Consider the following 23664-nt stretch of genomic DNA (forward strand, 5'->3'; position numbering starts at 1 on the left):
ATAAATCGAGATCTATCGATGGTGTGAAATGGTCCGCAGTGGTTACTCGCGAGTACGGAAGTGGTGCCGCGCGCGTCGGCCCCGATCGGCAGGCTTCCCAACCAGCGACCCGCCCATTACATTGTCGTTTATCCATGGGAGCGCTTCCATGACCCATGGTCACACCGCCACCCCCGCTGTCGCCGGTGGCCGTGCCGCCCGTACGCCGTCCCGCGTCGGTGCGACCGCCGGCGGCGCCTCCGACAGGAGTCCGCCATGCGCCACCTGACCCGGCCGTTCAGCGGCCAGCCCGGCCGGTCGCCGGCCGCCGACCAGCCCTGGCCGCGGCGGCTGCTGGCCCTCGGCGTCGCGCTGCTCACCGGCGCGTCCCTCGCGGTGACCGCGCCACCGTCCGGGCCCGCCTCCGCCGCGCCGGCGGCAACCTACAACTACGCCGAGGCGTTGCAGAAGTCACTGCTCTTCTACGAGGCGCAGCAGTCCGGTCCACTGCCCGACTGGAACCGGGTCTCCTGGCGCGGAGACAGCGCGCTCACCGACGGCGCCAGCGCGGGCGTGGACCTCACCGGCGGCTGGTACGACGCCGGCGACCACGTCAAGTTCGGTTTCCCGATGGCGTTCAGCGCCACGATGCTCGCCTGGGGCGCTGTCGAGTACCGCAGCGGTTACACCTCGTCCGGGCAACTGCCGCACCTGCTCAACAACCTGCGCTTCGTCAACGACTACTTCATCAAGGCGCACCCGTCGGCCAACGTCCTCTACGGACAGGTCGGCAAGGGCGACGACGACCACAAGTGGTGGGGTCCGGCCGAGGTGATGCAGATGGCGCGGCCCGCGTACAAGATCGATGCGAGCTGTGGCGGCGCGGACCTGGCGGGGGAGACGGCGGCCGCGATGGCCGCCTCCTCGATGGTGTTCCGCCCCACCGACGCGGCCTACGCCGACAAGCTGCTCGGCCACGCCCGGCAGCTCTACACCTTCGCCGACACGGTGCGGAAGGCCTACCACGAGTGCATCACCGATGCCACGAGCTTCTACCGCTCGTGGAGTGGCTGGCAGGACGAGCTGGTCTGGGCCGCGATCTGGCTGCACCGGGCCACCGGCGAGGCCAGCTACCTGGCCAAGGCCGAGAGTGAGTACGACAAGCTCGGCACCGAGAACCAGACCACCACCCGCTCCTACAAGTGGACAATCGCCTGGGACAACAAGCAGTTCGGCGCGTACGTGCTGCTGGCCAACCTGACCGGCAAACAGAAGTACGTCGACGACGCCAACCGGTGGCTTGACTACTGGACCGTCGGGGTGAACGGGCAGCGGGTGCCGTACTCGCCGGGCGGGATGGCGGTGCTCGACTCCTGGGGCGCGCTGCGCTACTCCGCGAACACGTCCTTCGCCGCGCTGGTCTACAGCGACAAGACCACCGACACCACCCGCAAGGCGCGCTACCACGACTTCGCCGTCCGGCAGATCAACTACGCGCTCGGCGACAACCCGCGCAACTCCAGTTACGTCATCGGGTTCGGCGCCAACGCACCCAAGAACCCGCACCACCGCACCGCGCACGGCTCCTGGTGGGACAGCCAGACCGTGCCGGTGGAGACCCGGCACACCCTCTACGGTGCGCTGGTCGGCGGCCCGTCCTCGGCCAACGACGCGTACAGCGACAGCCGGTCGGACTACGTGATGAACGAGGTGGCCACCGACTACAACGCCGGCTTCACGTCCGCGCTGGTCCGGCTGACCTCCGAGTACGGCGGCACGCCGCTGGCGAACTTCCCGGTCGCCGAGACGCCGGACATCGACGAGCTGACAGTGGAGACCACAGTGACGCAGGCCGAACCTCGGGCCACCGGGCTCAAGGTGATGGTCTACAACAAGTCCGCGTTCCCGGCCCGCGCGCTGACCGACGGCCGGTTCCGGTACTACTTCCGGCCCGACGGCACCGGCCCGGTGCAGGTCACCGCCGGCTACACCCAGGGCTGCCCGTCCCCGACCACCGCCAAGCAGTTCAGCGGCGACATCTGGTACGTCGAGGTGGACTGCGCCGGGTACACCATCGCTCCGGCGGGTCAGTCGCAGCACCGGATGGAGGTCCAGTTCAAGATCGGCGTGCCGGAGGGCGGCACCTGGGACCCGACCAACGACCCGTCGTACCAGGCCACCGCCGGGCCCAACCGGAAGGTGCCGCTCTACTCCGGAGCCACCCGTGTCTGGGGCGAGGAGCCGGGCCCGGTCGTCCCGGACACCACCAAGCCGACCGTCCCGGGTACCCCGGTGGCGTCCAACCTCGGCCCCCGCACTGTCACCCTGACCTGGGCGCCGTCCACCGACAGCGGCGGCAGCGGCCTGGCCGGCTACGACGTCCGCGAGGTCCAGGTCAACAGCGACACGGTCCTGGTCCGGCCGGTCACCGGCACGACGTTGACCATCACGACGCTGCTGCCAGCGACGTCGTACGAGTTCACCGTCGTGGCGCGCGACGGCGCCGGCAACACGTCCACCGCTTCACCGAAGCTCACGGTAACCACGCCGCCGGCCGGCACCGCCGACACCACAGCGCCGAGCACCCCCGGCACGCCCGTCGCCTCGGCCGTCACCGCCACCGGTCTCACCCTGGCCTGGACCCCGTCGACCGACAACGTGGGCGTCACCGGTTACCGGGTCTACCGCGAGGCCGGCGCCACCGACGTGCTTGTCGGCTCGCCGGCCGGCAGCACCCAGGCGGTGTCCGGGTTGACCGCCTCCACGGCGTACCAGTTCTACGTGGTAGCGGTGGACGCGGCGGGCAACACCTCCGCGGCGTCCACGCCGGTCGCGGTGACCACCGCGGCCCCGCCGGTCGGTGGCACCTGCACTGTGGGGTACGCCACCACCGACTGGGGCGGCGGCTTCACCGCCAACGTGTCGATCACCAACACCGGCACCACCGCGATCAACGGCTGGACCCTGCGGTTCAGCTTCCCCGGCGGGCAGAGCGTCAGCCAGGGCTGGTCGGCGGCGATCAGCCAGAGCGGCGCGGCGGTCACCGCCACGAACCTGTCCTACAACGGCACGATCGCGGCCGGCGCGTCGGTGAGCTTCGGCTTCAACGGCACGTACAGCGGCGCCAACCCGAAGCCGACCGCCTTCACCGTCAACAACACCACCTGCACCGTGTCCTGAGCCCATCCCGGGCAGTCGCGGCCGGTCACCGTCCCCCGGTGGCCGGCCGCGAACGACCACCGGGAACGCTTGTCAGCCGGCCCGGTAGGAAAGGTAGTAGCCCTCGTGCGGCCAGCTGTGGAAGTTGTTGAGCTCGGACGCAGCGCCGGTGCAGTCGGAGGTCCGGTAGCCAGAGACGGAACCGAAGCCGTTCCAGCCGATCGCCCAGATCGCCTCGGCCGGGACCGGGCGGCAGATGCCGTCGCGCGTGGCCTGCCTGCCTACGATGATCTGCGTGTAGGCCTGGTAGAAGACGAGGCCGGTGTCGGGAACCTTGAGCGTCTCGACAGCGGCTGCGGGCGACGCCGGTATCGTCACGGTCAGTGTGGTGATCAAAGCGGCGGCGAGACCCGCAGCGATTCGGCTGGTGAATCTGCGCATGAGCTTCCCTTCCTAACGGTGTTCAGGGACGGGGCCGGAACTCTTTCAGCCCAGAGGCAGATTGATTTGCGTCGATTATATTCCTCATGTCAACCAACCCGCTGCTGATCGCTGTCGCTGAGCGGCCCGAAAGCAGAGGTGGCTGGAAGTTGGTCGCCTGGGGGCACCGCGACGAGATCTTGGACAGTTACCGTTCCGCGCGGACGGAAACTGGATGGCCGACCCTCGCGGGCGAACTCGGGTGGATAGGTCGGGGGGATTCCGGGCAAGCTGCGGTCGTGCGGGAGTTGCTGACCGTCGGGCACGGCGCGGCCGATCGGGGCCGGCTGGGAGAGTTGCTGACCGGGGCGGGGATCGCCCAGGTGGTGGACGTGCGGCGATACCCAGCCAGCCGCACCAACCCGGACGTCCGCCGGGAGGAACTCGAACGGTGGCTGCCCGAGTGCGGCATCGACTACCGCTGGGAGCCGCGGCTCGGCGGACGACGGCACGTCCCGGCCGGGGAGCCGGAGCCGGACACCTGGTGGACGGTCGCGGCGTTCCGGGCGTACGCCGCCCACACCCGGACGGCCGAGTTCGACGACGCGCTCGCCGAGGTGCTCGCCGGGGCGGATCGTCGGACCACCGCGATCATGTGCAGTGAGAGCGTGTGGTGGCGCTGCCACCGGCGGTTGATCGCCGACGTCGCGACGCTGAGCAGCGGAGTCTCCGTGGCGCACCTGATGCCGGACGGCCGCCTCAGCCCGCACCGGCCGGCCGAGGGCGCCCGCCGACTGCCCGACGGCCACCTGCTGTGGGACGACTGAGTCACTCCACGAGGTCGTCGGCGAGCAGGTCCATCAACAGGCCGTCGTGCCAGCGGCCGTCCGCGCCGCGCTCGTAGCGGCGCAGCACCCCCACCGGGCGGAAACCCACCTTCGCGTACGCCCGGATGGCGGCGCTGTTCGCCGCGGCCGGGTCGATGGTGAAACGGTGGTGGCCGTACTCGTCGATCAGGTGTCGGGCCAGGGTGCGGATCGCGTCACCACCGAGGCCGGCGCCGCGCTCCGCCGGGTCGAGGAAGACGTCCAGGCTGGCGTGCCGGTAGTCCGGGTCCGCCTCGGCGTACCACTGGATCGCACCGACCACCCGGCCGTCGTGTTCGATCGCGTACACGTGCAGGTCGTCGTCGGCGAGGTCGGCACGCACGGAGTCGGCCAGATCGTCGCCGCCCCGCCACCACCGGCGTACCTCCGGGTCGGCCCGGATCGCGGCGAGGGTCGGCACGTCATCGACCGTCGCCGGTCGTAGTGTCACCGCCCGCCCTCGCAGCATCCGGCTCAGCCCCGCATCTCGCCGTGCTCGACGCAGATCGCCGACCAGCCCACCGGCAGCACCTGAACCTTCATCCGGCGACGGCAGCGGGGGCAGAACCGGGGCGGCTCCAACTGGCGGGCCGACGCGCAGGCCGGGTGGACGATGGCCGTCGCCGGCTCACCGCACCTGTCGCACCACAGCTCCGTCGTCGTCATTGTCGTCACAGCGTGTCGGAGAGGGCCTTGACCGGCATCTTCAGCTCCTGCAGCAGGTCCAGGTCGGCGGTCGCCGGCCGACCCAGCGTGGTCAGGTAGTTGCCGACGATCACCGCGTTGATGCCACCGAGCAGGCCGTCGCGGGTGCCCAGGTCGCCGAGGGTGATCTCTCGGCCGCCCGCGTACCGGAGGATGGTCCGTGGCATGGCCAGCCGGAACGCGGCGATGGCCCGCAGCGCGTCCTTGCCCTCCACCACCGGACGGTCACCGAGCGGCGTACCGGGACGCGGGTTGAGGAAGTTGAGCGGCACCTCGTGCGGGTTCAGCTCGGCGAGCTGCGCGGCGAACTCGGCCCGCTGCTCGACGGTCTCACCGAGGCCGAGGATGCCACCGCAGCACACCTCCATGCCGGAGTCGCGAACCATCCGCAGCGTCTCCCAGCGCTCCTCCCACGAGTGCGTGGTGACCACGTTGGGGAAGTACGACTTGCAGGTCTCCAGGTTGTGGTTGTAGCGGTGCACGCCCATGTCGACCAGGTCGTCGACCTGCTCCTTGGTGAGCATGCCCAGCGACGCGGCGACCTGGATGTCGACAGCCGCCTTGATGGCGGCGACGCCCTCGCGCATCTGCTTCATCAGCCGGGCGTCCGGACCGCGGACCGCGGCGACGATGCAGAACTCGGTCGCCCCGGTCGCGGCGGTCTGCTTCGCCGCCTCGACCAGCGACGGGATGTCCAGCCAGACCGAGCGCACCGGCGAGGTGAACAGGCCCGACTGCGAGCAGAAGTGGCAGTCTTCCGGGCAGCCGCCGGTCTTGAGCGAGACGATGCCCTCGACCTCGACCTCCGGGCCGCACCAGCGCATCCGCACGTCGTGAGCGAGCTGGAGGGCGGCGGGCAGGTGCTCGTCGGGCAGATTCAGCACGGCGAGGATGCCGGCCTGATCGAGGCCGACACCGTCACCCAGGACCTGGGTCCGGGCCTGGTCGAGGATCTCTGGCATGGCTCGTACCCTACAAGGCTCTCCGATCAGCCTGAATGACCTGGCGGCCCGTCGGTGCCTCGCACCGAGTGGAATCGTCGGGCCGATGGCGGCGGGTGGTAATTTCGCCCGGCGGGTGTCGGGCTGACCGGCACACACAGCGGGGGAGGGTGACGGTGGCGGACTGGCTGGCGGCGCTCGACCGCCGCGCGGAGCTGCGGGCGAAGGCCGGGCTCACCAGGCGACTGCATCCGCGTCCGGCCGACGATCAGATGACCGATCTGGCCGGCAACGACTACCTCGGCCTGGCCACCCACCCGGACGTCGTCGCCGCGGCCACGGCGGCCCTCTCGGCGTACGGGCTGGGGGCTACCGGGTCGCGCCTGGTCCGGGGCTCCACCGACGCGCACCGGGCGCTGGAGGAGGACCTGGCCCGCTGGTTGGGCACCGACGGCGCCCTGGTCTTCTCCTCCGGCTACCTCGCCAACCTCGGCGCGCTGCGGGCGCTCGTCCAACCTCGGACGCTGCTCGTCTCCGACGCGCACAACCACGCGTCGCTGATCGACGGCTGCCGCATCTCCGGTGCGGAGACGGTGGTCACCCCGCACGCCGACGTCGACGCGGTGGCCGCCGCGCTCGCGGCCGCTCCCGGCCGCCCGGCGGTGGTGGTGACGGAGTCGGTGTTCTCGGTCGACGGTGATCTCGCCCCGCTGGCTCGGCTGCACGCGGTGGCCCGCCGTCACGGCGCGCTGCTGCTGGTCGACGACGCGCACGCGCTGGGCCTGACCGGTCCGGCCGGCGCGGGCGCGGTGGCGGCCACCGGGCTGGCCGGCGAGCCGGACGTGGTGATCACCGCCACCCTGTCCAAGGCGCTCGGTGGCGCGGGCGGCGTTGTCGCCGGCCCGGCCGAGTTCGTCCGGCATCTGGTCGAGACCGGGCGCACGTTCATCTTCGACACGGCACTGCCGCCAGCGGTCGCCGCCGGCGTGCACGCGGCGCTGCGGCTCGCCCAGGCCGGCGACGACCTGCGCGCCGAACTCTCCGACCGGGTGGGACTGGCGGTCGGTCGACTGAGAGCGGCCGGGCTGACCGTCTCCGCCCCGGACGCGGCGGTGATCTCGGTGACCGCCCCGGGTCCGGAGGCGGCGACCGCGTGGGCCGCGGACTGTCGGGACCGGGGTGTCGCGGTGGGCTGTTTCCGGCCACCATCCACCCCGGACAGCCGCTCCCGCCTGCGCCTCACGGTGAGCGCGGGGGTGCCCCGGACGGCGTTCGAGCGGGCGCTGGACGTCATCGTGGAGACGGCGCCGTGAGCGCGAGGAGTGAGCCGGGTTTGCGAGCCCCGCAGTCGCGAACCGAGGTGGCGCCGTGACGGGCTGGGCGGGGTCGGTGCTGGTCACTGGAACGGACACCGAGGTCGGCAAGACTGTGGTGACGGCGGCGATCGCGGCCGCTGCGCAGGCCGCCGGGCTGCGGGTGGCGGTGGTCAAGCCGGGCCAGACCGGTACGGGCGGCGGTGAGCCCGGCGATGTGGACGCGGTGAACCGGTTGGCTGCGCCGCTGACCGGTCGGACCTTGGCCAGCTACCCGGATCCCCTCGCCCCGTTGGCTGCGGCGCGGGTCGCCGACCTGCCGCCGTTGGAGTTGTACGCGGCGGTGGACGCCGTCCGCGCGGAGGCCGACAAGCACGACCTCGTGTTGATCGAGGGCGCGGGTGGGTTGCTGGTTCCGATGGGGCTGCGGCCGTCGGGGGAGCCGTGGACGATGGCCGACCTGGCGGTGTCGCTCGGCGCGCCGGCGGTGGTGGTCGCCCGCGCCGGGTTGGGCACGCTCAACCACACCGCGTTGACCCTGGAGGCGCTGGACCGTAGGGCGGTGCCGGCCGGTGTGGTGATCGGCGCCTGGCCGGCCCGGCCGGAGCTGGTGCACTGGACGAACCTCACCGACCTGGTGCCGAACCTGCTCGGCGCGCTGCCCGACGGCGCGGGCGCGATGGACCCGGGTGTGTTCCGGCGGTCCGCGCCGGGTTGGCTCACCCCGGCTCTGCACGGGGTGCTGGACGACTGGCGGGTCTGGGCCGAGGAGAGCGGCTGAACACCTGACTTTCGTCGGTGTCCGCGCAGGTCGGGCGTGGGTAGCCTGACCGCCGTGCGGATCCTCGACTACCCGCCGCCGGGTTGGCTGCACCGGCGGCGTCGCCTGCTGCTGGACGTGCTGCTCTGGGCGGTGGTGGCCGCTCCGGTCGGCTACGCCGAGGTCAGCCCGCCCTATTCGCGGTACACGGTGCCGCTGTTGGTCGGCAAGCTCCTGTTGCTCGGTGTGGCGGTGGTGGCGACTCGACGTCAGCCGTTGGTCGCCCTGGTGCTGGCGGTGCTCGGGTCGCTGGTCGATGGCAACTTCGTGTTCGCCATTCCGGTCTTCAGCTATCTCGCCGGGCGGCGCAGCGCCACAGTGGGTCCGGCGGTCATGGTCTTCGTGCTGATCACGGCGGGTGGTACGGCGCTCAACCTGGGGTTCCTCGGCGCCGGGGCGGCCACCTGGTTCCTGCTCGCGTCGGTGCTGCTCTTCGCCGCCGTATTCCCCTGGTTGGTCGGCCGGTACCGTCGCCAGCAGCAGGAGTTGACCGACGCCGGTCGCCGGCACGTCGACGCGCTGACCCGGGAACAGCGGGGTGCCGCCGAGCGGATCCGGCTGCGTGAGCGGGCCCGGATCGCGGGGGAGATGCACGACTCCCTCGGTCACGACCTCAGCCTGATCGCGTTGCGCGCCGCCGCCCTGGAGGTCGCCGCCGACCTTGACGACCGGCACCGTGCCGCGGCCGGGGAGTTGCGGGCCAGCGTCTCCGCCGCCACCGAGCGACTGCACGAGATCATCGGTGTGCTCCGCGAGGAGGCTGGCGCGTCGCTGCGCCCGAGCGGGGAGACGGTGGCCGACCTGGTCGACGGTGCCCGCGAGGCCGGCATGGTGGTACGGCTGGACGCCGCCCCGGCGGTCGCTGACCTACCGGCGATGACCTGTCACGCGGCGCACCGGATCGTCCGGGAGGCGCTCACCAACGCGGCCCGGTACGCGCCGGGCGCTCCGGTCGACGTGCGCCTCACCCACGACGGTGACCGGGTCGAGGTGACAGTCGTCAACGACGCTCCGCCGGCCGGGCCGCTGCCCGCCCCGCCCTCGCAGGGCAGTGGGCTGCTCGCCCTCGCCGAGCGGGTCCGCCTCGCCGGTGGGACGCTCGACGCCGGCCGTCGGGCCGACGGCGGGTTCACGGTACGGGCGGTGTTGCCCGCCACCGCGGCGCCGCCCGAAGCGATCGGGTCGGTGGCCGAGGTGGCGCCGACGCCATGGTCCGACGAGCGACCCGGCCCAGCCGAGCGGCCGGTGGACGCCGAGCGGCGGCTGCACGACGCCCGTCGGCGGGTTCGGCGCAGCCTGCTGGTGGCGCTCGTCGCCCCGGTCTGTTTCGCCCTGGTGCTCTCGTTCGTCTACTACCCGGTGGCGACCGCCGGGACGGTGCTGGACCGGGCCACATTCGACCAGATGCGTGTCGGCGCGGCCCGCTCGGAGCTGGTCGGGCTGCCCCGGCGGCAGTTGGAACGGTCGGCGGCTGTCGACCGGGCCGGTTGCGAGTACTACACCGACGGTAACTTTCCCCTGGCCGCGCCGACCTGGCGGCTCTGTTTCACCGATGGCCGGCTGGTCAGCAAGGAGTGGATCGCCTAGTGGACACCCACACGACGGGGACACCGCCGATCCGGGTGGTGCTGGCCGACGACGAGGCGATGATCCGGGCCGGCGTCCGGGCCATCCTCGCCAGCGACCCGGGCATCGAGGTGGTCGCCGAGGCCGGCGACGGGCACGCGGCGGTGGAACTGGTCCGTGCCCACCGTCCCCGGGTGGCGCTGCTGGACATCCGGATGCCGCGGTTGGACGGGTTGGCCGCCGCCGCCGAGATCCGCCGGGTCGTGCCGGACACCGCGACGATCATGCTGACCACGTTCGGCGAGGACGACCACGTGGCCCGGGCGCTCGGGCACGGTGCCAGCGGGTTCCTGCTCAAGGCCGGCGACCCGCGTGAGCTGATCGCCGGTGTGCACGCGGTCGCCGACGGTGGGGCGTACCTGTCGCCGAGAGTGGCCCGCCGGGTGATCGAGCTGGGGGCCGACCGGTTGGCCCGTCGACCCGCCGCCCGGGACCGTGCGGCCGGGCTGACCGAGCGGGAACGGGAGGTGCTGGCCCTGGTCGGGGCGGGCCTTTCCAATGCCGAGATCGCCCGCCGGCTGCACCTCGTGGAGGGCACCGTGAAGAGCTACCTGACCAGCATCTTCACCCGGCTGGACGTCCGCAACCGGGTGCAGGCGGCGATCCTGGCGTACGAGGCGGGGTTGGTCGACGGCTGAGCGGGGGCCGATCGGCCCCCGCTCAGCGCGGCCTGCCTTACGCGTCGCGGCGGCGCAACGCCGCCCGGCCCAGCAGCAGTGCGGCGGCGGCCCACCCGGCGAGCAGGAGCAGCCCCACCACTGGCGGGTACGGCTCGGTGTCGCCGGCCAGGAAGTGCCCGCCGGCCACGCCGGGGAACACGTCGGCGATCCGGTTCAGCACGTCGATGTCCGGCTCCTGGAGCGACAGCGGCACGATCATCAGGATGGCGAGGAGGACGGTGAGCGTGAGCACCGCACTGCGGAGCGCGGCGCCGAGGCCCAGGGCGAGCACACCGACCAGCGCCAGGTAGGTCGCCACCGCCACGATGTCGCCGACCGTGTCGGCGGCGGGGGCGCTGCCCCACTCGCCGAGCACCGGCCGGGCGACCAGGGCGCCGACGCCGCCGAGGAGCAGCCCGAGCGCGAAGGTGACCGCCCCGGCGACGGCGGCCTTGGCCAGCAGTACGCGACCGCGGGACGGGGTGCACTGCAGCGTCGTACGGATGGTGCCGCTGGTGAACTCGGCGGTGATAGCGAGCAGGCCCAGCGCCAGCACCACGTACTGGGTCAACTCGACCGAGCTGATGAGCACGCTGCCGACGGTGACGATTCCCCGGTCGTCGGTCGGGTCGTCGTTGGTGTTGTCGTTGGCGGCGTAGATGGCCAGTTGACCGGCGCTGGCGGCCATCACCAGCAGCCCGGCCAGCGCCGTCCACCAGGTGCTCCGGACCGAGGAGAGCTTGGTCCACTCGGCGGCCACCGCGCCGTGGCGGGTGCTGGTGCTGGTGCTCATCGCGCCCCACCTCCGGTCGGGCCACCGGCGTACTCGACGCTGTCGGCGGTCAGTTCCATGAACGCCTGCTCCAGCGACGCGGCGTGTGCGCTGAGCTCGTGCAGTCGTACCCCCAGTTCGTGGGCCAGATCGCCGACCTGGTCGGCGGTGGCGCCGGTGACGGTCAGCTCGTTCCGGTCGGCCGCCTCGACGCTCGCCCCGGCGGCCGTGAGGCGCGTGGCGAGCGCGGCCAGCCCATCCGGGTGTGGGCTGCGGACCCGGACCGCGACAGTGCTGCGGGCGATCACGTCGCCGATCGGCTCGTCGGCGAGCAGTCGCCCCCGGCCGATCACCACGAGTTGGTCGGCGGTGAGCTGCATCTCGCTCATCAGGTGGCTGGACACGAAGATCGTCCGCCCCTCGTCGGCCAGTGAGCGCATCAGCTGCCGCACCCAGCGCACCCCGTCCGGGTCGAGTCCGTTCACCGGCTCGTCGAACATCAGCACCGGCGGGTCGCCGAGCAGCGCGCCGGCGATGCCGAGCCGTTGGCCCATGCCGAGCGAGAGCGTCCGCCCCGGCTTGGCGGCGGCCCGCCCGTCCAGCCCGACGGTGTCCAACACCTCGTCGACCCGGCGGGTCGGGATGCCGTTGCTGTGCGCCATGGCCCGCAGGTGCGCCCGGCCGGACCGGGCCGGGTGGATGGCCCGGGCGTCGAGCAGCGCGCCCACCTCGTGCAGCGGCCGGCGCAACTCCCGGTACGCGCGCCCGCCCACCAGGGCCTGCCCGGCGGTGGGACGGTCCAGCCCGAGGATCATCCGCATGGTGGTGGACTTGCCGGCGCCGTTGGGGCCGAGGAAGCCGGTGACCCGGCCGGGCGCGATGTCGACTGTCAACGCGTCGACGGCGACGGTCGACCCGAACCGTTTCGTCAACCCACGTAATGTGATCATGCGCTGACGCTAGGCGAGCGGGCTGCCGCCCCGCCGCGCCCGAACGGCACCACCCGTCCCTGACTTTCGTCAGGTCGGTGGCGGGCTGATCACCGTACGTACTGCTCCAGCAGCGCCGGGGTGAGCCCGGCCCGGTGGATCGCCTTCAACGCCGCGAGCAGGTCGTCCATCAACGCCGGTCGGAAGTGCATCAGCAGCACGTCGCCGGGTTGGACCACCTTCTCCGGGGTCTGGTAGCGCACCTTCCCCTCGTGGACGGTCTCGGTCCAGTGGAAGACCGCCTTCGCGCCGCAGTCGTGCGCGGCCTTCAGCGTGCTGCTGTCATGCTCACCGAACGGTGGCCGGAACAGGGTGGGCCGCTTGCCGAACAGCTCCTCCAGCCTGTCGGCGGCACCGCAGATCTCCTGCTTCTGGTAGTCGTACGACCGGCCGGCCAGCGAGTTGTGGTGGATGGTGTGGTTCTCCACGACCCCGCCCACCGCCTCGATCTGCCGGAAGTAGTCGGTGTGCTCCGCCGCCGCCGGCGAGTTGAGGAACATCGTCACCGGGATACGCGCCTCCCAGATGAAGTCGATGACTTCCGGCGGACGGGCCAGCCCACCGTCGTCGATGGTGATGAAGGCGACCTTCTGGTCGGTCGGCAGGCGATGCCAGAACGCGGCCGAACCGGTGGTGGGCAGCGGTACCGGTTGCGGCAGTGGCGCCTCGGGAAACGTCGGCACCTGGGACACGTACCAGGCCAGGCTCTTGAACGGGGGCTTCGCGGTCGGGGACGGCGAGGCCGAGGGGGCCGCCGCCGGGACGGACGGAGTCGGCTCAGCCGCGGCGACCTGCCGAGCGTGCGCCGGGTAGTTCGGACCGACTGTGCAGGCAGTCAACGCCAGCAGGGCCAGAAGCGTTACGGCGGCAGGGATTCGACGGGTGGGGGTGGCTGACACGCCCGGAAACATACCGAGCGGATGTCAGGATCCGGTCAGCCCGGTGTCCGCGGTGCGGCGGCGGACCACGAACGCGTCCGGCATCCGGAAGGTGAGATTGTCCGGGCACCAGGGCGGACGGAGCACTGTCACCCCGTCCAGCAGCGGCGCGGCCTCGGCCACCACCACGGCTGCCTCCATCCGGGCCAGCACGTCCCCGACGCAGCGGTGCGCGCCCGCCCCGAACGCCAGGTGCCTGCGTGATCCACGCTGGCCCGGACGGAACTCGTCGGGCGACTCCACGACCGCCGGGTCCCGACCGGCGCGGCCCAGCCACAGCACGAGGCTGGTGCCCGCCGGCACCCGTGTGCCGCCCAGCGTGCTCTCCGTCGTCGCCACCCGTCGCCAGGTGACGATCGGTGGTTCCAGCCGCAATCCCTCCTCCACCACGTCGGCCACCGCGACCTCGCCGCTGCGCAGGCCGGCCCGGACGGCCGGCTCGTCGGCCAGCCGGTGCAGGAGCAGGGTGAGGAACTGCGAGGTGGTCTCCTGCCCGGCGACCAACAGGAAGAAGAGCGCGCCGACCACCACGTCCGGCGGGTGCCCGGCCGACCGCAGCTCGGCGGCCAGACCGCCACCGACGGCCGCGAAGTCACGCAGCACGCTGTGGAACCGGCCCACCTCGGTGGCGAGCGCCAGCTGCCGGTCGGGGTCCAGTGGCGCCCAGAACAACTCCAGCGCGGCGCGGGCGAACTCCTTGACCGCGCCGACCGACGCGTCCGGCAACTCGACCAGCCGGGCCAGCACCAGCAGCGGCAGGTCGGCGGCGAGGTCCGCGTACAGGTCGACAGGCGAGCCGGCGTCGAGCGCGGCGCCGATCCGGGCGACCCGGTCCCGGACCAGCGCGGTGAGCCACTGCCGTTGCGCGGCCACCCGGGCCGGGTGCAACGCCTCCGCGACGATGGCCCGGATCTGCGGATGGCTGGCGCCCGAGTTGTTCGCCAGGGTCGGCGGCAGCCGGAACCGGTGCCCGGCGAGCACCCGCAGCGCGGTCACCGGCATCGGAGTCACCGCGTCCAGCGCGTTGTCAGGTCGGTAGGTGACCGGGTCGGCGAGGACCTCGCGGACCAGCGCGTGCCGGGTCACGACCAGGTGGGTACCGCCGACGTGGTCCGGCACCCGGGCCACGTCCGGCCATGCGGGGTCGGCCACCTGCGCCCAGCTGCGGAACAGCACCCGGACACGCTAGCCGGAGGCCCCCGGCAGCCCGGCGCGCAGCCGCCAGACGGTGGTGCGCTTCACCCGCACACTCTCCAACGCCTCCGGCACCGGCACGTCGTACCCGGCCACCTCGTCGAAGCGGTCCCGGGGCAGGAACGCCCGGCCGGGGTCACCGACGAGCGCCGGCGCGCCGGCCCGGGCGGCACGCAGCAGGAACCGCAGGACCCGGCGGGCCATCGCCTCGCTGTAGAAGACGTCTCCGGCGAGCACCACCTCGGCGTCCCCGGCGTCGCCGTCGAGGATGTCGCCGAACTCGGCGTCGACGCGTACCCCGTTGGCCTCCGCATTGAGGGCGACCGCCGCCACCGCCAACTCGTCCACCTCGACGGCCCGCACTGACGCCGCGCCGGCGCGGGCCGCGGCGATGGCCACCAGGCCGGAGCCGGAGGCGAGGTCGAGCACCCGCCGGCCGGCGACCAGCTCCGGGTGGTCGGTGACGTGACGGGCGAGGGCCTGCCCGCCGGCCCACGCGAACGCCCAGAACGGCGGTGGCCGGTCGCTGGAGAACTCGCCCTCGGTCAGCTCCCACAGGCCGATCGGCTCGTCCGCCTGGTGCAGCCGCACCTCAGGTACGAAGGGGACCGGGGCCAGCCGGGCGTGCAGCCGGACGAACGTGCTGGAGAGCTCGGACACTGCGTGATTGTCCCAGCGGCCCGACTCCCGGCGTGTCGCGGGGGAGTGGTGACCGGTTCACCACGGTCGGTGAAAACCCACCCCGTCCTTGCCGTCCGGTGCGAACACACCCGTCTGGTCGGTGCCGTCCCCCGCTTCTAGCGTTGCGGGGTGGAGGCGACCGAACGGAGGACGGCGGTGGTGACGGTGTGGCGGTATGCGCTGAGGGCAGGGGTGGTGCTGGCCTGTCTGAGCGGGGTGGAGCTGGCGGCGGCTGCCCCGGCACAGGCGGCCTTCACCACCGAGATGAGCGGCCTGCCGGGACGGTTCACCGCCGGTGAGCAGGTGCGGACGATCTCCGCGGTGGTCTCCCAGACGGACCGGCGCGCCAGGTGTGCGAAGGTGCGCTGGTCGATGGTGCTCAGCGTGCAGGGCGGCCTGCGGCTCGATCAGGTGAAGATGGACCGGGTGGAGGAGACCGGCGACTTTCCGCTCCAGATCCGCACCGAGGGTGACACCGCCCGGCTGACCGACCGGCAACTCGACCCGGGCACGCTCTGCCCGGGCCGCACTGTCACGGCCCGCTACCGGGTGGCCTTCGCCGAGGACGTCACCCAGGGGCGGGTCACCCTCGCCGCCGAGGCGTACGACGCCAACCTGCGCCTGCTGGCCCGGCAGACCGCCACCCGTGCCGTGGTGGGGGTGGGCGGCGTACCGACCAGCACCCCGAAGCCGACGAAGACCCCGCCGGAGCCCACCGAATCCGCCAGCGCGCCGACCGAGGACGAGAGCACGGCGACGGAGGAGGCGGTCGGGGAGTACCCGGCCGACGCCGCGCCACCGGCAGCCAACCGCCCGGTCTCGCAGTCCGGCGCGTTCGGCGTGGTGCAGGCCGCGTTTCTCCTCGGCGGGCTGCTGCTCTTCCTCGGGGTGGGGCTGCTGCTGCGGCTGCGGCACCTGACCCGGGCCGCGCCCGGGGACGCCGACGGGGGCGACGATCCCCCGGTGGACCGGCGCTGGGAGCGCCCGGCCGTCGCCGACCCGTGGAGTCGAGCGCACCGCTGATCGAGGGTCCGCGACGGGAGCCGTGCGGCGGTAGCGCTGCCCCGCGCCGAACGGGGGTGTGGGGCCGGCGGACATCCGCCGGCCCCACCGTGTCACTTCGAGAACGCCTGGAACTCGGCGATCCGGACCTGGCTCCGGGCCGGGCTGGCGGTCGCGCAGTCCGTCGTCGTGGCCGGGTCGTCGTCCTGCTCGCCCGCGTAGTTCGGGCCGCCGGTGCACTGGCTCGCCAGCACCTCAAGACGCAGGTGGGTGGCGAGGGTGGTGGGTACCGCGAACGTCCGGAGGTTGATGTCGCGGCTGTACGCCCGGTACGCCCCGCCGGGGAACGCGTCCCCCGGGCTGGTGTAAATGCGCTGCCAACGCGCCGGATCCGCGCAGTCGGTGGTCGTCGCGTTGCAGGCGGACACCGCGAACGAGCGCAGGGCACTGAGTGCGTTCTGCGCGCCGGTGTCGGCGTCGCCGGTGATCGCCGGGCGCAGCATCGCGCTGACGTTCACCCGCTTGACCGTCTGCGGGGCGTCGCCCGCCAGCGCCACTGTGAGCTGCCGGCCGGCGACCCCATCCAGGGACGCCCAGTTCGTCGCCTCGGTGTCGTCGACGACCCGGTCCAGGTTGACCCCGTCGCCGGTGACGGTGGCGCCGGACGCGGTGGAGGCGAGGTTGGGGCTCATCCGCAGGTCGACGTACCCGTTCTGCCCTGCCTTGGCGGTGACGCTGAGCCGCTGGTGCCCGAACCCGGGGGCCACGGCGAGCAGGTCGTACGTGCCGGCCACCATCTCCACGGTGTTCGGGATCGGCGTCGCCGGGTCGGTGTCGGCCACCGGCACGGCCCGCGCCTCGTACGCCCCCACGTACACCCGGATCGGCGCTTCGGCGCTGTCTCCGCGCGGCCGCAGGGTGAGCGTCGCGTTGCCACCGTGCGGCGAGGCGAAACTCGGCGTCGGGTCGGTGTCGCCGGCACCGTTCGTGGCGGCGTCCCGGCCCATGCCGGAGCGGGCGAACTCGGCCCAGATGAGGTCCTGGTTCGCGCCGCCGAAGCGGAGCAGGTCGGCGGTGAGCATGTTGTCGCGCATGTCGAGCATGCTGACCTGGCTGGCGGCCTGGAGCAGGAACGAGTCGAAGACCAGCTGTGACCAGCGCCTGTTGCCCGGGCACTGATCTGCCGCGACCTTGCCCAACGCGCAGTCGAGCTGCCGTTGCGGGGTGCCGAGGCCGTACCGCTTCACCAGGGCGGAGCGGACCCGGAAGTTGGTGGCGCCCCAGATCTCCCCGTCGGCATGCACCGCCGGGCCGGCGGTGTTGTAGCCGATGTCGGAGTAGTTGAGCGGGCTGCGGCTCAGGTCGTAGTTGCGGATGCCGCTGACCAGGTTGCCGGTGACGTAGCCGCCCGTGATGAAGGGCGTCTCGCCGGGCGCGCGCAGCCCGTGCTGGAAGAGGTACTCGGCGGCCAGCAGGTCGCCCCAGGACTCACCCATCGACCCGCCCTGGTGGCCGCTGATCCCGCTGTCCGGGCCGGCGATCATCCGGTTGGTGATCGCGTGGGTGTACTCGTGGCCGATCACCGTCATGTCGTAGTCGCCGTCCACGCACGGCGGGTACGGCCCGCCGGCCTGCGGCTGCCAGAGGTACATGTTGGTGGTCGGCGGCAACCCGTCGCGCGGGGTGCCCTGGTTGGCGTTGTTCCGGTTGCCGGTCAGCGCGCCCTGCTGGGCGCGGCCCTGCTCGGCGTCACCGCCCAGACCGGACGGGGTGAGGTTGACCGCCTGGAGGTTCCACGCCGACTCGGTGAAGCCCAACTGGTACGACCAGTCGTGCATCCGGTTGTGCATGGCGAAGAGGTTGGCGATCGACGCGTCGGCGTCGTTGCGCTGGGCGGAGGTGAACACCCCCGGGTTGCACTTCGCCTGGTGCCACTGGTCGGTGAAGGGGTACTCGTAGCGGCGTTCCGGGCTGGTGGGGGCCGGCACGACCGGGGTGCTCGCACCCCAGGACAGCACCGTGTTGGCCGAGTTGCCGCGCGAGGTGAAGGTCGGCGTACCGGTGGCCGCGTCGACGTCCCACGGTTGGCCGGTGGCCGGGTCGCGGAAGGCGGCCTGGCAGCCGGGGGCCGGGTCCCCGCACCAGCGCACCCGGGGGTCCTGCCCGGGGCCGAGGTCGCGAGGCGGCGTGGCCGGGAAGACCGCCCAGCTCGGGTTGTCGGAGTCGAAGTCGACGAGGTCCTCGCGGACCAGGACCTGCCCGGTGCTGCCGTCCACGTAGCTGGTGAACGCGGCCGGGTGCTCGGTGTCCGCGCCGATCATGGTCACCTCGTAGGCGGCCCGTGGCCCGTCCAGCGGGGTGGGTACGGCCACCGACCGGATGGTGTGGCTGGCCACCGCGTCGGCGGTCAGCTTCGCGTCGGCGAGCGCGGCGGCGTACGCCTGCTCCGCGGTGCGGGTGGCCGGCGCCGGCGTGCCGGTGTCGCGGGCCAGCGAGGAGCTGACCGAGAGCACCGCGCCGTCGGCGACCGCGAGGGTGACGAGGCCGTCCGGCCCCGCGGGCAGGTCGCCGAAGCGTTGCCGGAGGGTGACGACGGTGCCGCTGCCGATCGGTCGGACCAGCACCCGTTCCATGCTGGCCACCGTGGCGGCGTCCATGCCGAACAGGTCCTGGTTGGCGGCCAGGTAGGCGCGGGCGGCGGCCTCCGGGTCGGCGGGCAGCCCGCTGGCCAGCGGGGTGCGGCCGGGGCCGAGCGCCTGTGGGGTGCCGAGCCGGTTCCACCGGACGTCGGGGTCGACGGCGCGGGCCAGGCCGCGTTGGCGGGCGTCGGGTGCCGCCGTACCGGCGCGGTTGTCGGCGTCGGCGGGGGTGTGCCCCTCGGCGAACGGACCGGACCGGCGCTCGGCGGATGTCGCGCCGCCGGTGGGGGCTGCGGTGCTCACGCCGGTGGGGAGCAGCGCGGCGACCGTCGCCGTCGTCGCCAGGATGGCGATGAGCCGGCGTCGACGCCGGCTCATCGGGGGTGACCACTCCGGTTGTGGCACGGGACCTCCTCGTGGGAGCGGGATGGCCGGCGAGTCGCCGACCACAGATGCGCGGTGACGCATGCGCATCTGTGGATATCAGTCTCCCGAGGTCACGGCAAGGTCCGGAGCCGCTGTCGCACCAACAGATCGAGATTCGCTCAGGCGCTCGGCGCCCAGTCGGGGTCGCGGCCGAACGCGGCCAGCAGGTGGTCCTGCTCGTCGGCGTCGTCGGGCACCTGTACGCCGGTGTGGACCAGGTCGTTGCGCCGGTAGGCGTCGATCTGGCCGGCGAACCACTGGGCGGCGGCGTGCACCGCGTCCGGGTCGAGCCGTGGCTGCGCGCCGATCGCCACCGCCACGTCCCAGCCGTGCACGAGGTGCTCGGCGAGGAGTTGCCGGAGGTACTCGGTGGCCGGGGTGTCGCCGCCGGAGAGGTGCACGGTGCGGTCGATCGCGCCGGGGTGGGTGGCGGCGATCTCGGCCTGCGCGGCGGCCTCCCGAGCCGTCGCGATCGGGTCGGCGCCGAGTTGGTCACCGTCGAGCCGGTCGCCGACCTCGTCGATGGTCCGGCCGGCGAGCAGCGGAACGCTCCACCGGTCCTCGGTCACCACGTGGTTGACAAGCGTGCGGAGGTCCCAGTCCGAGCAGGGTGTCGGGTCGGACCACTGGCCGGGCTCGATCTGATCCACCCGGTCGATGAATTCGGCCAGGCTCCGGCGGTACGCCTCCAAGAGGTCCATGCCGCCGATTGTTCCGGTCGACGGGGCGGACTGAGTCCGTTTTGCCCGGCTCGGTGCGGGGATCGGTGCTGGCCACCCCAGCTCAGTCGAGGTCGGCCGGGTCCAAGCCGAGCTCTCGGGCGGTGACCAGCCGGACCCACTCGCCGAACTGGCGGCGGGAGATCACCCGGTCGTGCACGGCGAGTTGGACGGCGAGGCCGTCCATCACCGCGCTGATCCGCCACGCGGCCCCGTCGGCGTCGGCGCACTGGAAGGTGCCGTCGGCCACCCCGGCGGTGATCACCGCGGCCAGGTCCTGTCGCCAGCGCAGGTCCAGCCGCCGGGAGACCTTCTCCAACTCCGGGGTACGCAGCGACTCGGACCAGCCGTCGATCCACATGGACCAGGAGGTCGCCCGCCCGGCCGGGGTGTAGAGCTTGAGGATCCGGCGGAGCTTGGTCAGCGGCGCGGCCGAGGAACGGGTCACCGCGTCGAGCCGGGCCAGATCCTGCTCGACCGCGTACGCGAAGGCCTGCGCGAGCAGCCGTTCCTTGGTGGCGAAGTGGTAGAAGACCAACGCCTGACTCACGCCCGCGGCATTCGCCACGTCCGCTGTCCGGGTGTTGGCCAGCCCGCGCTCCACGATCACGTCGCAGGCGGTGCGCAGCAGGGCATCCAGGCGGATCTCGGCCGCACGTCTCGTCACGACCGTTACCGTAGCCCATCCGACTGAACACGAACAGTTACCACCACGCGCCGATTCACGCCGTGGCAGTCGGAAGCCGGACACTTCTTTCGCGTGTCGTCCGTCGTTCCACGGAGAGTGTTCACCGAGGTCCGCTGCCCGGTGCCGGGTCGTCGAGACGTCGATGGTCAGGTATGCGACGCGATGATGACGATCATTGCCGAGGAGTGTCGGAGCGTGACGGTCGGTGCCGGATTCAGACACCAGGCCAGCCGCCTAGGATGCCCGCCGGGGGTGACTCCGCTCCAGCCCCGGCCACCCGGGACGCGCCGAGGCGACCCCGAGTTGGCAGTCAAACACCTACTCGGCTAAAGTTCTCATCCGTCACCCGGGAACGTCCGGGGGCGTGCGGACGTAGCGCAGCTGGTAGCGCATCACCTTGCCAAGGTGAGGGTCGCGGGTTCGAATCCCGTCGTCCGCTCGGAGCTGCCGCCACGTATGACGGGGGCAACCTCGGTGGGGTGGCCGAGAGGCGAGGCAACGGCCTGCAAAGCCGTGTACGCGGGTTCAAATCCCGTCCCCACCTCGGCAACAAGCACGGGCGATTGGCGCAGTGGGAGCGCGCTTCCTTGACACGGAAGAGGTCACTGGTTCAAACCCAGTATCGCCCACCAGAGGAGAACGGCTCGTCACCGGAAGACCCGGTGACGAGCCGTTTCGCTTGTGGTGCCACGTCATCAGTCGACGCTGAGCCGGTAGCCGACGCCTCGTACGGTGTGCACGCGCAGGGCGTCGTCGACGGCGTGCAGTTTGCGACGTAACCGCTTCACGGCCGAGTGCAGACTCGACGTGTCGCCGAGGAACGCGCAGCCCCAGACCGATTCGAAGAGTCGTTGGTACGTCCAGACTCCGACCGGTGCGGTGGCGAGTTGGGTGAGCAGGTTGCGCTCGAGTCGGGTCAGGCTCAGCCGTTCTCCGCGCCACGTCACCACGTGGTCGAGCGGGTAGATCTCAAGATCACGCAGGCTGATCCGTTCCGGGGTCACAGCAGGCGCGGCCGCGGCCCTCGGTGCGGCGGTGGCCTTCACTGCGAGGGCGGGTTCGGCGGCGGCTTCGGGGGCGGCGGCTGACGCGCCAACGGTGCCGGGCGCGGAGGGGCTGAGGAGTGCGGCCGGCCCGTTGACCATGGGCGGGCCGATCATCGCCTGCAACTCGGCGAGGTCGGTGCAGATGACGAGAGTGCCGAGCCCGTCGAGTCGCCGCACCATTCGCTCGCGTACCGACACGTCAGCGCTCACGCAGAATACGAGGGACAAATCGTCGACCATCGTTCCCCTTCCCCAGGTGCCACAGGAAAGACAACGCTGTCTGACCGCCGTAGTCAATGGTTTCGCCGGCAACCATCGCCTTCCGGCCCGCACCATCCGAAGATCGCGCTGGATCCTGGATGTAGTGGTATCGGACCGTCGATGAGGCCACTACATCCAGGATCCAGCACGATCATGGCGGCGGGCGGCGGGCGGCGGGCGGCCGGGCGGCGGGCGGCCGGGCGGTGCGGGCTGGTTCAGAAGGTCAACAGGCGGAACTCGCCCACCGGCTGGAAGCCGAGGCCGCGGTAGACCGACTCACCGACGGCCGACGAGGTGAGTGCGGCGGTGCGGGCGCCTCGCTCGGCAGCCAGTTCGAGGGCGGCCCTGGTCATGGCCGCGCCGATGCCTCTGCGGCGCTGTTCCGGCTGGGTGCCGACGAAGTAGAGGGTGACCAGACCGTGGCTGATCCAGGCGACGGCCGTCGCGACGATCCGGCCGTCATCGAGGCGGCCGGTCAGCCGCAGCACTGTGCCCTCTCCGGTGAATGCCTTCTCCCGTTCGATCGTCGCCGCCACGCCGTCCGCTGAGATTCCGGACACCCGGGCATAGGCCGGGACGAACGTGGCGAGGTCGGTGGTCTCGGCGATCCGGACACCGGCCGGAGTCGGCACCTCCGCCACCGCCCCGATCCCCACGGTCATGATCGGCATCCGGGCGACCTGCGCGGCGCCGAGGGAGACCAGGCCGTCCGCGGTGCCGGCGTCGCTGTCCGGGCCGACCCACCAGATCCGGGGTACGCCGTGCAGGCGCTTCCGGGCCTCGCTGAGCGCGTCCTGCGGTGTGCGCCCGACCACCCGCAGCACGCCGTTGAGGGGTGCGTGCGGCACCTCACTGCGGTAGGTCGGGAGGTCCGGCCCGCCGGCGACGCCGATGTTCCAACCGAGCAGGTACGCCCGGTGCGCGGCCAGCACCGTGTCGAGAGGCTCCATGATCTGGATCGTAACGCGGGGGCGGCAACCCCCTCGGCCAGCGGAAACAGGCACTGTGGACGACATCACCGGCGGCGGCCGGCACCTCGTCTGCCTCGTGTCTCTCCTGCCCCGCCAGCGATCGCGTCCTGCGGACGGGCCGGCCGCCGTCGGTGCGGCTGCCGGCCCGTATGCGCTGTGTCTGGCGGCTCCGCCAGCGGTGGTCTGGCGGCTCCGCCAGCGGTGGACCTGTCCGGGTCACAGCGGCGGGGCGATGTCCCGCCGCTCCTCGACCTGGCGGTACTCCACCGGCTGCTCGGTGGTGGTGACGACCTGGCGGCGGCGACCCCAGATCAGCGTGGTCATGATCAGGCCGAGCACGCCGGCGCCCATCAGGATCCAGCCGACCACGTCGAGGTTGATGCCGCCGACGCTCGCGTCCAGTGCGAAGGTGAGGATCGCGCCGAGCGCGATCAGGAAGATGCTGGTGCCGATACCCACGACAGCCTCCTTAGGGGGTGTGGTGCGCTGTCGGATCGTTCAGTACCCCAGCCGGCACCAGCGCAACCGCGACCGGCCAGGGTGCCGTTCCAAGCGATCTTGGCATCGGGTAGAGTTCACCTGTCGCCGGCGCTTGCCGGGGACGTGCGGACGTAGCGCAGCTGGTAGCGCATCACCTTGCCAAGGTGAGGGTCGCGGGTTCGAATCCCGTCGTCCGCTCGCGATGTGCCCCCTGGGGCCGCCACGGGCGATTGGCGCAGTGGGAGCGCGCTTCCCTGACACGGAAGAGGTCACTGGTTCAAACCCAGTATCGCCCACCATCCACACAGAGCGATCAGATGGCCCGTTGCCGGATATCCGGTGACGGGCCTCTTTCTCCATGGGTGACCAT

At 72.2% G+C, this 23664-nt stretch carries 22 protein-coding genes and 5 tRNA genes; 12 read left to right on the forward strand and 15 right to left on the reverse strand.

The genetic code is table 11. The features are described from left to right. Nucleotides 1-255: 255 nt before the first annotated feature. Nucleotides 256-3159 carry a glycoside hydrolase family 9 protein gene (locus ACLQ3F_RS02450; protein ID WP_425845564.1) on the forward strand — a complete coding sequence of 968 codons (2904 nt, stop codon included), beginning with the start codon at nucleotides 256-258 and terminating at the stop codon, nucleotides 3157-3159. 72 nt (nucleotides 3160-3231) lie between these two features. Here ACLQ3F_RS02450 and ACLQ3F_RS02455 read toward each other — a convergent pair whose 3' ends face one another. Then, nucleotides 3232-3579, reverse strand: a complete 348-nt coding sequence (locus ACLQ3F_RS02455) for a hypothetical protein (protein ID WP_357205279.1) — start codon at nucleotides 3577-3579, stop codon at nucleotides 3232-3234. Between the two features lie 278 nt (nucleotides 3580-3857). Here ACLQ3F_RS02455 and ACLQ3F_RS02460 point away from each other — a divergent pair, with 278 nt between their 5' ends. Further along, entirely contained in the window at nucleotides 3858-4385 is a 528-nt protein-coding gene (locus tag ACLQ3F_RS02460; RefSeq protein ID WP_357205281.1) for a DUF488 family protein, read from the forward strand. Nucleotide 4386: 1 nt separating this feature from the next. Here the strand turns inward: ACLQ3F_RS02460 and ACLQ3F_RS02465 are convergent, their stop codons facing one another. The 3 genes from ACLQ3F_RS02465 to bioB are packed head-to-tail and all read right to left on the reverse strand — an operon-like array spanning nucleotide 4387 to nucleotide 6091. Further along, entirely contained in the window at nucleotides 4387-4893 is a 507-nt protein-coding gene (locus tag ACLQ3F_RS02465) for a GNAT family N-acetyltransferase (protein WP_425845568.1), read from the reverse strand. A gap of 5 nt (nucleotides 4894-4898) precedes the next feature. Next, nucleotides 4899-5090: a hypothetical protein gene (locus ACLQ3F_RS02470; protein WP_425845571.1), complete on the reverse strand. Its 192-nt coding sequence runs from the start codon at nucleotides 5088-5090 to the stop codon at nucleotides 4899-4901. Between the two features lie 5 nt (nucleotides 5091-5095). Further along, the gene (gene bioB, locus ACLQ3F_RS02475) at nucleotides 5096-6091 is read right to left on the reverse strand and encodes a biotin synthase BioB (RefSeq protein ID WP_425845573.1); all 996 of its coding nucleotides are present in this window, start codon (nucleotides 6089-6091) and stop codon (nucleotides 5096-5098) included. Between the two features lie 155 nt (nucleotides 6092-6246). Between bioB and ACLQ3F_RS02480 the strand changes: the two genes are divergently transcribed. From ACLQ3F_RS02480 to ACLQ3F_RS02495, 4 genes are all read left to right on the forward strand, one after another. Continuing rightward, complete coding sequence (locus ACLQ3F_RS02480; protein WP_357261825.1) at nucleotides 6247-7383, forward strand: 8-amino-7-oxononanoate synthase; 1137 nt, start codon at nucleotides 6247-6249, stop codon at nucleotides 7381-7383. A 76-nt stretch (nucleotides 7384-7459) separates the two neighbouring features. Continuing rightward, nucleotides 7460-8164 (forward strand): dethiobiotin synthase, encoded by a 705-nt coding sequence (bioD, locus tag ACLQ3F_RS02485; protein WP_425846168.1) that lies wholly within the window; start codon nucleotides 7460-7462, stop codon nucleotides 8162-8164. Between the two features lie 54 nt (nucleotides 8165-8218). Continuing rightward, a complete protein-coding gene (locus ACLQ3F_RS02490) occupies nucleotides 8219-9790 on the forward strand; it encodes a sensor histidine kinase (protein WP_425845576.1) in 1572 nt (523 codons plus the stop codon). Nucleotides 9791-9849: 59 nt separating this feature from the next. Next, nucleotides 9850-10467, forward strand: coding sequence for a response regulator (locus tag ACLQ3F_RS02495; RefSeq protein ID WP_393225773.1), 618 nt, complete (start codon nucleotides 9850-9852; stop codon nucleotides 10465-10467). 37 nt (nucleotides 10468-10504) lie between these two features. Here the strand turns inward: ACLQ3F_RS02495 and ACLQ3F_RS02500 are convergent, their stop codons facing one another. From ACLQ3F_RS02500 to ACLQ3F_RS02520, 5 genes are all read right to left on the reverse strand, one after another. Beyond that, nucleotides 10505-11281, reverse strand: coding sequence for an ABC transporter permease subunit (locus ACLQ3F_RS02500; protein ID WP_425845578.1), 777 nt, complete (start codon nucleotides 11279-11281; stop codon nucleotides 10505-10507). Further along, complete coding sequence (locus ACLQ3F_RS02505; RefSeq protein ID WP_425845581.1) at nucleotides 11278-12210, reverse strand: ABC transporter ATP-binding protein; 933 nt, start codon at nucleotides 12208-12210, stop codon at nucleotides 11278-11280. The genes ACLQ3F_RS02500 and ACLQ3F_RS02505 overlap by 4 nt, the downstream gene beginning before the upstream one ends. 89 nt (nucleotides 12211-12299) lie before the next feature. Continuing rightward, the gene (locus tag ACLQ3F_RS02510; protein ID WP_425845583.1) at nucleotides 12300-13148 is read right to left on the reverse strand and encodes a polysaccharide deacetylase family protein; all 849 of its coding nucleotides are present in this window, start codon (nucleotides 13146-13148) and stop codon (nucleotides 12300-12302) included. Nucleotides 13149-13172: 24 nt separating this feature from the next. Beyond that, nucleotides 13173-14363 carry a cytochrome P450 gene (locus tag ACLQ3F_RS02515; protein WP_425845585.1) on the reverse strand — a complete coding sequence of 397 codons (1191 nt, stop codon included), beginning with the start codon at nucleotides 14361-14363 and terminating at the stop codon, nucleotides 13173-13175. A gap of 9 nt (nucleotides 14364-14372) precedes the next feature. Beyond that, complete coding sequence (locus ACLQ3F_RS02520; protein ID WP_091400752.1) at nucleotides 14373-15041, reverse strand: class I SAM-dependent methyltransferase; 669 nt, start codon at nucleotides 15039-15041, stop codon at nucleotides 14373-14375. Between the two features lie 150 nt (nucleotides 15042-15191). On the opposite strand from ACLQ3F_RS02520, the gene ACLQ3F_RS02525 reads away from it, so the two are divergent. After that, nucleotides 15192-16085 (forward strand): hypothetical protein, encoded by an 894-nt coding sequence (locus tag ACLQ3F_RS02525; protein ID WP_425845588.1) that lies wholly within the window; start codon nucleotides 15192-15194, stop codon nucleotides 16083-16085. Between the two features lie 92 nt (nucleotides 16086-16177). Here ACLQ3F_RS02525 and ACLQ3F_RS02530 read toward each other — a convergent pair whose 3' ends face one another. The 3 genes from ACLQ3F_RS02530 to ACLQ3F_RS02540 form a co-directional block, all read right to left on the reverse strand. Then, the gene (locus ACLQ3F_RS02530; protein ID WP_425845591.1) at nucleotides 16178-19108 is read right to left on the reverse strand and encodes a M36 family metallopeptidase; all 2931 of its coding nucleotides are present in this window, start codon (nucleotides 19106-19108) and stop codon (nucleotides 16178-16180) included. 140 nt (nucleotides 19109-19248) lie between these two features. Beyond that, nucleotides 19249-19830 (reverse strand): TIGR03086 family metal-binding protein, encoded by a 582-nt coding sequence (locus tag ACLQ3F_RS02535; RefSeq protein ID WP_425845593.1) that lies wholly within the window; start codon nucleotides 19828-19830, stop codon nucleotides 19249-19251. Between the two features lie 82 nt (nucleotides 19831-19912). Beyond that, complete coding sequence (locus ACLQ3F_RS02540) at nucleotides 19913-20515, reverse strand: TetR/AcrR family transcriptional regulator (protein ID WP_355007060.1); 603 nt, start codon at nucleotides 20513-20515, stop codon at nucleotides 19913-19915. Nucleotides 20516-20902: 387 nt separating this feature from the next. On the opposite strand from ACLQ3F_RS02540, the gene ACLQ3F_RS02545 reads away from it, so the two are divergent. The 3 genes from ACLQ3F_RS02545 to ACLQ3F_RS02555 all read left to right on the forward strand — a co-directional run bounded on the left by ACLQ3F_RS02545 (nucleotide 20903) and on the right by ACLQ3F_RS02555 (nucleotide 21168). Next, nucleotides 20903-20975, forward strand: a tRNA-Gly gene (locus ACLQ3F_RS02545). A 34-nt stretch (nucleotides 20976-21009) separates the two neighbouring features. After that, nucleotides 21010-21080, forward strand: a tRNA-Cys gene (locus tag ACLQ3F_RS02550). Between the two features lie 13 nt (nucleotides 21081-21093). After that, nucleotides 21094-21168 (forward strand) — tRNA-Val (locus ACLQ3F_RS02555). A 63-nt stretch (nucleotides 21169-21231) separates the two neighbouring features. On the opposite strand, the gene ACLQ3F_RS02560 is transcribed toward ACLQ3F_RS02555, so the two are convergent. The 3 genes from ACLQ3F_RS02560 to ACLQ3F_RS02570 form a co-directional block, all read right to left on the reverse strand. After that, nucleotides 21232-21780, reverse strand: a complete 549-nt coding sequence (locus ACLQ3F_RS02560) for a winged helix-turn-helix domain-containing protein (RefSeq protein ID WP_425846171.1) — start codon at nucleotides 21778-21780, stop codon at nucleotides 21232-21234. Nucleotides 21781-22058: 278 nt separating this feature from the next. Beyond that, on the reverse strand, nucleotides 22059-22793 hold the full coding sequence (locus ACLQ3F_RS02565) for a GNAT family N-acetyltransferase (RefSeq protein WP_425845596.1): 735 nt from the start codon (nucleotides 22791-22793) through the stop codon (nucleotides 22059-22061). A 237-nt stretch (nucleotides 22794-23030) separates the two neighbouring features. Then, a complete protein-coding gene (locus ACLQ3F_RS02570; protein WP_091400768.1) occupies nucleotides 23031-23273 on the reverse strand; it encodes a DUF6458 family protein in 243 nt (80 codons plus the stop codon). A 146-nt stretch (nucleotides 23274-23419) separates the two neighbouring features. On the opposite strand from ACLQ3F_RS02570, the gene ACLQ3F_RS02575 reads away from it, so the two are divergent. Both ACLQ3F_RS02575 and ACLQ3F_RS02580 read left to right on the forward strand, forming a co-directional pair. Further along, nucleotides 23420-23492 (forward strand) — tRNA-Gly (locus ACLQ3F_RS02575). A 26-nt stretch (nucleotides 23493-23518) separates the two neighbouring features. Continuing rightward, nucleotides 23519-23593: transfer RNA gene (locus tag ACLQ3F_RS02580), tRNA-Val, on the forward strand. The last annotated feature ends 71 nt before the right edge of the window (nucleotides 23594-23664 follow it).

The organism is Micromonospora sp. DT15 (assembly GCF_049841475.1).
In the GTDB taxonomy this organism is placed as follows: domain Bacteria; phylum Actinomycetota; class Actinomycetes; order Mycobacteriales; family Micromonosporaceae; genus Micromonospora.